4 protein-coding genes and 1 pseudogene are annotated in these 7,772 nt (G+C 42.3%); all 5 read right to left on the reverse strand.

All coding sequences use genetic code 11. From position 1 onward, the window contains the following. Positions 1 to 224 precede the first annotated feature (224 nt). Positions 225 to 2,660: an LruC domain-containing protein gene (locus QZ135_RS16565; protein ID WP_294611692.1), complete on the reverse strand. Its 2,436-nt coding sequence runs from the start codon at positions 2,658 to 2,660 to the stop codon at positions 225 to 227. A 188-nt stretch (positions 2,661 to 2,848) separates the two neighbouring features. After that, on the reverse strand, positions 2,849 to 5,437 hold the full coding sequence (locus QZ135_RS16570) for an LruC domain-containing protein (RefSeq protein ID WP_294611695.1): 2,589 nt from the start codon (positions 5,435 to 5,437) through the stop codon (positions 2,849 to 2,851). 171 nt (positions 5,438 to 5,608) lie between these two features. Next, a complete protein-coding gene (locus tag QZ135_RS16575) occupies positions 5,609 to 6,646 on the reverse strand; it encodes a type I asparaginase (protein WP_044137607.1) in 1,038 nt (345 codons plus the stop codon). Positions 6,647 to 6,780: 134 nt separating this feature from the next. Then, positions 6,781 to 7,554 carry a tryptophan synthase subunit alpha gene (gene trpA, locus QZ135_RS16580; protein ID WP_294611699.1) on the reverse strand — a complete coding sequence of 258 codons (774 nt, stop codon included), beginning with the start codon at positions 7,552 to 7,554 and terminating at the stop codon, positions 6,781 to 6,783. A gap of 14 nt (positions 7,555 to 7,568) precedes the next feature. Beyond that, positions 7,569 to 7,772, reverse strand: a pseudogene (locus QZ135_RS16585) (phosphoribosylanthranilate isomerase); the annotation flags it as partial.

Below are 7,772 nucleotides of genomic sequence, written 5' to 3' on the forward strand. Positions count from 1 at the left end.
CTAATAATATTTGTATAGGGGAATAATTACTTGTGGGTTAACTCTATTTAACGCTTTCTTGAGGTTAGATGAAGCAAGTTTATCTTTAAAATCATCAAATAATGGATTCTTAGTCTTTAGACTCTTGATGATAGAAAATATGCTTTGTCAGTGGGTTGATATTCGGATAAATCCCAAAAGCCGGAAATAAACTCCGGCTTTTGGAAACTTATTTTATTCGTTGTTTAAGGTTTTACGAAGATGTTATCATTGTGGTCGGATATCCAATTTAGGTCTTCTGCTTTTCCACCATTTACTACCCAGTTTTTGAATTTGGGGTATACATCAGTTATTGGATTGTACTCTTTCGGCCATTTCCATACTTCGGTATTCGGAATACAAATACCCCATGCCAGTCCTTCGGTGCTGAGGTAGTAGCCTTTTTTCGGGAGCTTAAGCATGTTGTTGTATTCAGAAGCATCATTGCTCATCCCAAACAATTCCGTAGCTCCTAAATTAGTAGGGGCATAGTGTGCCATGTGTACTTCTGTACGTCCTATAATTCCATGACCGTCCTGAGTTATGATGAATACATCTATATTTTTGATATTAGCAGCTTGAGCTGCTTCTTCTGCTGTCGGGAATATCATTTTTATTTCAAACCCGGCCCCGTCTCCTTCACTGTTATTGCCGGGGACAGTGCTATAAAAGGCAAAATCGTCATCTGCGATATTGGGTTTGCAGAATTTATGGGCATTCGTGCAGAGGATTACCACAGGATTGTTCTGACCTGCCTCAAATACAGGATTGCCACTTTGTACTTTTCCACTAATAGTCACTCCACTGCTACGTACATTTAAAAACTGGATTCCTATACCGGTTTTTCGGCTGGCGCCAACAGCGTGTACACGACCTTGAATGGAGACTTGCCTGTCATTATTGGTCGTGTTTATCTTATCGATAGTGATTACCACATCGTTCATGTCAAAATCACCGTAAGCAGGCCATTGGTCTTCGAATGCATAAGTGTAGACTGTGTTGTCTCCTGTATCTGGTTTGGGAGGATCCTCCGGATCGGGTTTGCCGGGATTACCTTCGTTGACAATGCCGGCACAGTTCTCAATTGTGTATTTTGATTCATCATAGCCGGTTCTGGATATGTTTGAGTCTATTTTAATCCAGTCAGGCACGTTATTCCATCCCTCTAATACTAAATTACCTGTTATGTTAGTTATTCCTTCATTTGTTACTTTAAAATCGGCAACTTTTATCATTGATTTATCGCCGGTGCCAGTGATATCATTCACAGAATTGGCTATCCAAAAGGTATTAGCTTTGATGATAGAACCATTTTTCATTGTGATAGTTGTAGGCTGTCCTATCTTGAATTCATTCACTGATAACCATTCATTTTTAGTTTCATTTCGACTTCCGATGATAGAGCCATGATCTAATTCTATTTTTGTATATTGGAAACTATTTCTGGCAATCAGTAAGCAGTTATTGTAGAGACTACCGCCTGATTTGTTTGTGCAGATGTTAGTATCTATCGTACCACTATTGACAATACATCCGAAGTTTTGTAAAGTGGAGACTTTGATAATGGCTTGGGCATAATTGGCAATGGTGCTGCTGTTCTGATCTGGTTCTAAAATACCATTTTCATCTGTTATTTCAATCCTACCATGGTTAAAGACCTTAGTGTCTTTCAATTTAATATATTCTTCTACTATAAATGAGGCATTTTCGCCATTGTAAAGTGTAGTGCCGGTATTGAAACTATTGACGCTTTTAGCGTTGAATTTACCGAAATTTTTAATAACGATGCCTGTCGCAGTACTGAATGTGTTAAATTCTGCACTGGCACCACTCTGGATAGTGAGAGAAGAATTGTCTGCTACTTGGAAATTCCCGGTTGATTGGATTTTACCACCTTTTAAAACAATGATATTGACACGTTGCATATCCACCTTTTGGGGAGCCCATATACCCGCTACATATAGAGTGGACGAATTGTTGGCTGAGAAACTTCCTTCATAAGTATCGCCTTCTTTGATTACAAATACTCCTCCTGAGAGCCAATTTCCATTGTACTTAGTACCGCTGATGGCTTCTGCATTTGCCGGAACGCTGACTTCTTCCTCTATATAGCCCGGATCTGTGATTAAATTCCACCCGGATGTGCCAGGTGCATTATCTGCGCGTGTATTGGCTCTTGTTGTTTCTTCAGTATAGTACAGTTTACATTTTAAGCTACCACCATTTTCGGGTACTGCATATTCATAAACTTCTTTGTATTGGTTGGGTGTGGTTTGGCGAATAAAAAGACGTTTTATTGTTTTGGGAATACTGATTTCCACTATATAATTTTCTCCTTTTGGGGCATATCCTGCTGCAATTGGTGCTACTGCTTCGTCAAATAATGGATCGGTAGTAAATACTTCTATCAAATAATTGTACTGTCCATTAAATTCGTCTTTTATTTCAACACTTAAATTAACAGTAGTAATCATTGACCAGTCAAAGCCATCGGGAGCAATAAAATCACTGCCTAAGGGGTTTTCTACCGGTGCTACAGGGCGGACCTTATCAGGGTCGTACACATCATTGTCTGCGCAAGCCATAAATAGTAGGGGAGCAGCAAGGGCAATAATTAAGTAATCGTGTTTTAAAATTCTCATAATTATACATTTTTAAATCGTGTAATATTAGTTGGGCCTTTTACGCAACAAAGATAAATAGAAAATTCAACTTTTATGGCTTTTTAGAATTATTTGTGAAGTAAAGTTTGTCGTAGTTGTTTTCTGAATAAAAAAAAAGCCGGAAGTTAACTTCCGGCTTTAATATGAGGATTTTCTAATATTGGCTATCAGGGGTTGACGAAAATGTCATTTGTGTGATTAGATATCCAATCTAAATCTTCTGCTTGTCCGCCATTTATTACCCAATTTCTAAAACCAGGATAAACACTTGTAATTATCATGTATTCTTTGGGCCATTTCCATACTTCAGTGTTTGGGATGCAAATACCCCATGCCAAGCCTTCAGTACTGACATAGTAGCCTTTCTTTGAAACATTGAGCATGCTGTTGTTTGCAGAGGCATCATTGCTCATTCCAAATAATGCCGTAGTGCCTAGATTAGTAGGAGCATAATGGGCCATGTGTACTTCTGTGCGACCTACATTTCCCTGGGCTTCTTTACTGATGATGAATACATCCAGATTTTGGGCATTCATAGCTTTAGTGGTTTCTTCAGCAGTTGGGAATGTCATTATGATTTCAAACTCAGCTCCATTGCCATTATATTGACTACCAGCACTTGGAATGGTATTATAGAATGAAAAGTCATCATCTGCAATATTAGGGTTGCAATGCTTGTGTGCATTGGTGCTAATAATTACAACCGGATTACTTTGACCGCTTTCAAAAACAGGAGTACCGTTTTGTACATTTCCGGCAAGAGCCACTCCGCTACTGCTTACATTCAGGAACTGGATACCTACACCGGTTTTACGGCTGGAACCAACTGCACGAATATGCCCCTTGATAGACAGCTTTTTGTTATCATCGGTTGCAGTCATCTTGTCGATAGTGACAACGATGTCATTCATATCGAAGTCACCATAAGCAGGCCATTGGTCTTCGAATGCATAAGTATAAACGGTGTTGTCACCAATGTCCGGTTTTTCGGGATCTTCGGGATCGGGATCACCATCGTTGCCTTGATAAACGGTTCCGCTACAGTTTCTAATGGATTGAGAAGCTTCGCCATATGCTGTTGTAACTACTGATGGGTCTTTATGTACCATCCAAGGATTTTTTTCGGGTACGGGGGCATTATTGTAATATTCGCTTTCTCTGTCAAAAATTAAATTCTTTTGCATGTAAACATGACCTTTATATACAAACTTTTGAGTTTGAACCATGGAGGCTTCTTCTGTTGTGCTACCTACGATGGTACACGGGGCTCCGGAGGTAAAGTTTGTAGCCTTAATCATAGAACCATTGAAGAGTTCCTGCTTTGTGTTATTGAGAATGTTAACAGTAGGAATAGGTTTCCATTCCTTTTCACTTATTCTTCCACCAGTAAGGGAGCCGCTATCCATTACTATATGGGCAATGGTTAAGGTTGACCTAACGATGAAAGTACAATTGTTGTAAAGTTCGGATGTGTTATAAGTACCACAATTATATACATCAACTTCAATAAGATTATCGTTGATGACTAAACCGCCACCCGTAATGTTGTCGGCAGTAATTGTACCGGTGCTGTAATTAGCAATAATGGCATTCGGGTTATTGTTTGTTTTGATGGTTCCGCCAACATCCAGTTTTCCATGATTTAAAATCATGGTATTTGTAATCTCTAAACTTTCGGCTATATTGAATATGGCACCTTCTGCATTATACAGTACTCCGGAATTGTTTCTTTTAACATTTCGTACAGAGAATGTACCGAAATTCGTAACTTCAATTCTAGCTTGTCCAAAGTCAAAATCTGCAACTTCCACCTTTGCATTCTTTGCATTGTAGAGAGTTGAATGTGTGTTAAACTTCGTCTCTCCGCTGACTTTGAAGGTTCCGAAATTCTTAACAGGAGCAAAGACCTTAGCAATAAAGCTTTCAGAATCAACTGAACTGTTTTTTTGTATCTCCAGAGTGGTATTCACTCCCAATATAGGACCACCGGTAATCTTTCCACCATCTGTCACGTAGATGTCTAAGCCTTGATATTCCTTTGTTCCGGTCATGTTCCATGTACCTCTGACAATGACTGTGGCTTTGTTAGAATTCTGTTGTAAGGTAAGCAGACCTTCGTGGGTTTCTCCTTGTTTGATAACAAAAACAGAACCGGGTTTCAGTTGTGTAGTACTGCTGCCTTCAAACTCGTAGTTTTCAACCAGGCCGCTAATGTCAGTCTCCTGTTCTTCATTATATTCGCCCACAGTGATTTTATTCCATCCCATAGATCCTGTAGTGCCAAGCGTACGAGTTCCGGTGGTCGTGTAGTACAACTTACAATTTAATGTACTTCCATCTTTAGGTACATCGTATTGATAGACTGCTTTACGTTGTTTGGGGTCGGTTTGGCGGATAAAGATTTGTTCAGTGGACTTAGGAATGCTGATTTCTACTACAAAATTATTCCCTCCCTTGGCATAACCTGCGGCTATTGGAGTCGCTGTATTGTCAATTAATGGATTCGTAGTGAACACTTCTGCCAAATAGTTGTACTGCCCATTCAGTTCATCTTTAACTTCGATGTTTAACTTGACAGTTGTGATCAATGACCAGTCGAAGCCGTCGGGGGCAACAAAATCATCACCCAAAGGGTTTTCGACCGGGGCGACGGGACGAACCTTATCAGGGTCGTACACGTCATTGTCTGCGCAAGCCGTTAATAGTAAAGGCGCTGCAATGGCAGTGATTACAAAATAGCGGTTTAGAGTCTTCATGTTTTTACTCTTTAAAAATGTATATTTGATTTGTTTAATCTGCAACAAAGATAACAAATTCTTCAACTTTTTAGTTGTAAATGATGCTCCAGTGTTGTTAGATTTATCTTTTATTTGCTAAAAATACATTTTTAAGCTATTTTTTATCTTTTTTTAAGGAGTTAAAAAGTGCTATTTTGTGATTTCACCCGCAAGATCGGAATTCATACGGTAGCGAATTTCCGCTTGGTTGAGACCGTGACCAAGGAGAAACATGAGTTTGGTCACTGCACATTCGGGGGTGCTGTCATAGCCGCTGACAACGCCTGCCTGAAGAAGTTTCAATCCGGTTTCGTAGCGTCCCATTTCAACTGCGCCGCGCTGGCACTGGGTGATATTAACAATAATGATGCCACGTTCGGTAGCTTCTTTCAGTTGACGGATGAACCAGTCTTTCTGAGGGGCGTTTCCGGAACCAAAGGTTTTGAGTACGACGGCTTTCAGACCGGGGACGTGGAGAACGGAGTTGATGATGCTTTCCTGGATGCCGGGAAAGAGGGTGAGCATGACGACGTTTGTGTCGAACAAATAATGGGGTTTCATGGGGCGTGTAGGGTCGGGACGGCGGATGATGTGGGCGTCGTACTTGATGTGGATGCCTGCATGTGCCAGCGAGGGATAATTGAAGGAACGGAATGCGTTGAAGTTTTCGGCATTTATCTTGGTGGTACGGTTGCCACGCATCAACTCATTCTCGAAAAAGATGCATACTTCGGGGACAACGGGAGTACCGTCCGGATTCTTGGCAGCAGCTATCTCGATGGAGGTGATGAGGTTTTCTTTTCCATCAGTTCGCAGGGTGCCGATGGGGAGCTGGGAGCCCGTGAGAATAACAGGTTTGGCGAGGTTCTCGAGCATGAAACTGAGAGCGGAAGCGGTATAGGCCATGGTGTCGGTTCCGTGGAGGATGACAAAGCCGTCGAAGTAGTCGTAGTTGTAGTTGATTATCTTGACGATTTTTGCCCAGAGTGAAGGCTCCATGTCGGAGGAATCGATAGGGGGATCGAATTGGTAGGAGGAGATGCGGTAGTTGAAGCGTTTCAGTTCGGGGACATGCTTGAGGAGTTGGTCGAAATTAAAGTTTTCGAGCGCGCCGCTCTCGGGATTTTCTATCATACCAATGGTGCCACCGGTATAAATCAGCAATACGGATGGATAGTCATTTTTCATAAACATAATCGGGATTGGATTATTTGCGCTGCAAAGATACGAAAAATATAGTGATTAGCGATTAGTGATGAGTGATTAGTGCCATGCGGTATTTTGCGCAGCTTGCTAATCACTCATCACTAACCGTTAATCACTTATCTCAGCCCTTCTTTCAGTTGTGTAATTGCCTTTTCCGCATCTCCCTCGTTCTCGTTCAGCAGGGTGACGAAGCGGCTGCCGATGATGGCACCGGAGGAGTTGGCGCAGGCGGTGTCGAAGGTTTGCTTGTTGCTGATGCCGAAGCCGACCATGCGGGGATTGCGCAGGTTCATATCTTGTATCTTCTTGAAATAGGCTTGCTTTTGGGCATCGAAATCTTTCTGGGCACCGGTGGTGGCAGCGCTGGACACCATGTAGATGAAACCGTCGGTATGCTCGTCGATTTCGCGGATGCGGGCTTCGCTGGTTTCGGGGGTGATGAGCATGATGACACGGATGTCATAGCGGTCGGCAATGGGCTTGTAAGTTTCCTCATAATCCTTGAAGGGGAGGTCGGGGATGATGACGCCGTCGATGCCACATTCCACGCACTTCTGGCAGAAGGATTCAAAACCAAACTGCATGATGGGATTGAGATACCCCATGAAGGCGAGAGGTATGTTGACATCCTTGCGGATGTCGCGCAATTGCTCGAAGAGGAGACGCAGGGACATGCCGTTGCGGAGGGCTTGGGTGGCGGCGTTCTGGATGACGATGCCATCGGCCATAGGGTCGCTGAAAGGAATACCGATTTCAATCATGTGAACGCCATTGCGTTCGAGGGTGCGGATAACGTTGGCAGTGCCTTCCAAAGTAGGACAACCGGCACAGAAGTAGATGGACAGCAAGTTTTGAGGGCTGTCCTGGAAAAGTTTATTTATACGATTCATGATGCTTTCAATTTTTAATTTTTAATTTTCAATTCTCTCAAAAAACGTTCTATCCGCTCCACGTCTTTGATGCCCGGAGAAGTCTCGAAACGACTGTTGATGTCGATGCCGGCAAGACGTGGGTGGTGGAACTCTTTCAGGGCTTTGACGCTATAAGGGTTGATGCCACCGCTGAGCAGGAAAGGCGTGGAGTCGGTATAGCGTTGCAGGATGTTCCA

Origin of the sequence: uncultured Bacteroides sp., from assembly GCF_905207245.1 — a bacterium.
Taxonomy (GTDB): domain Bacteria; phylum Bacteroidota; class Bacteroidia; order Bacteroidales; family Bacteroidaceae; genus Bacteroides.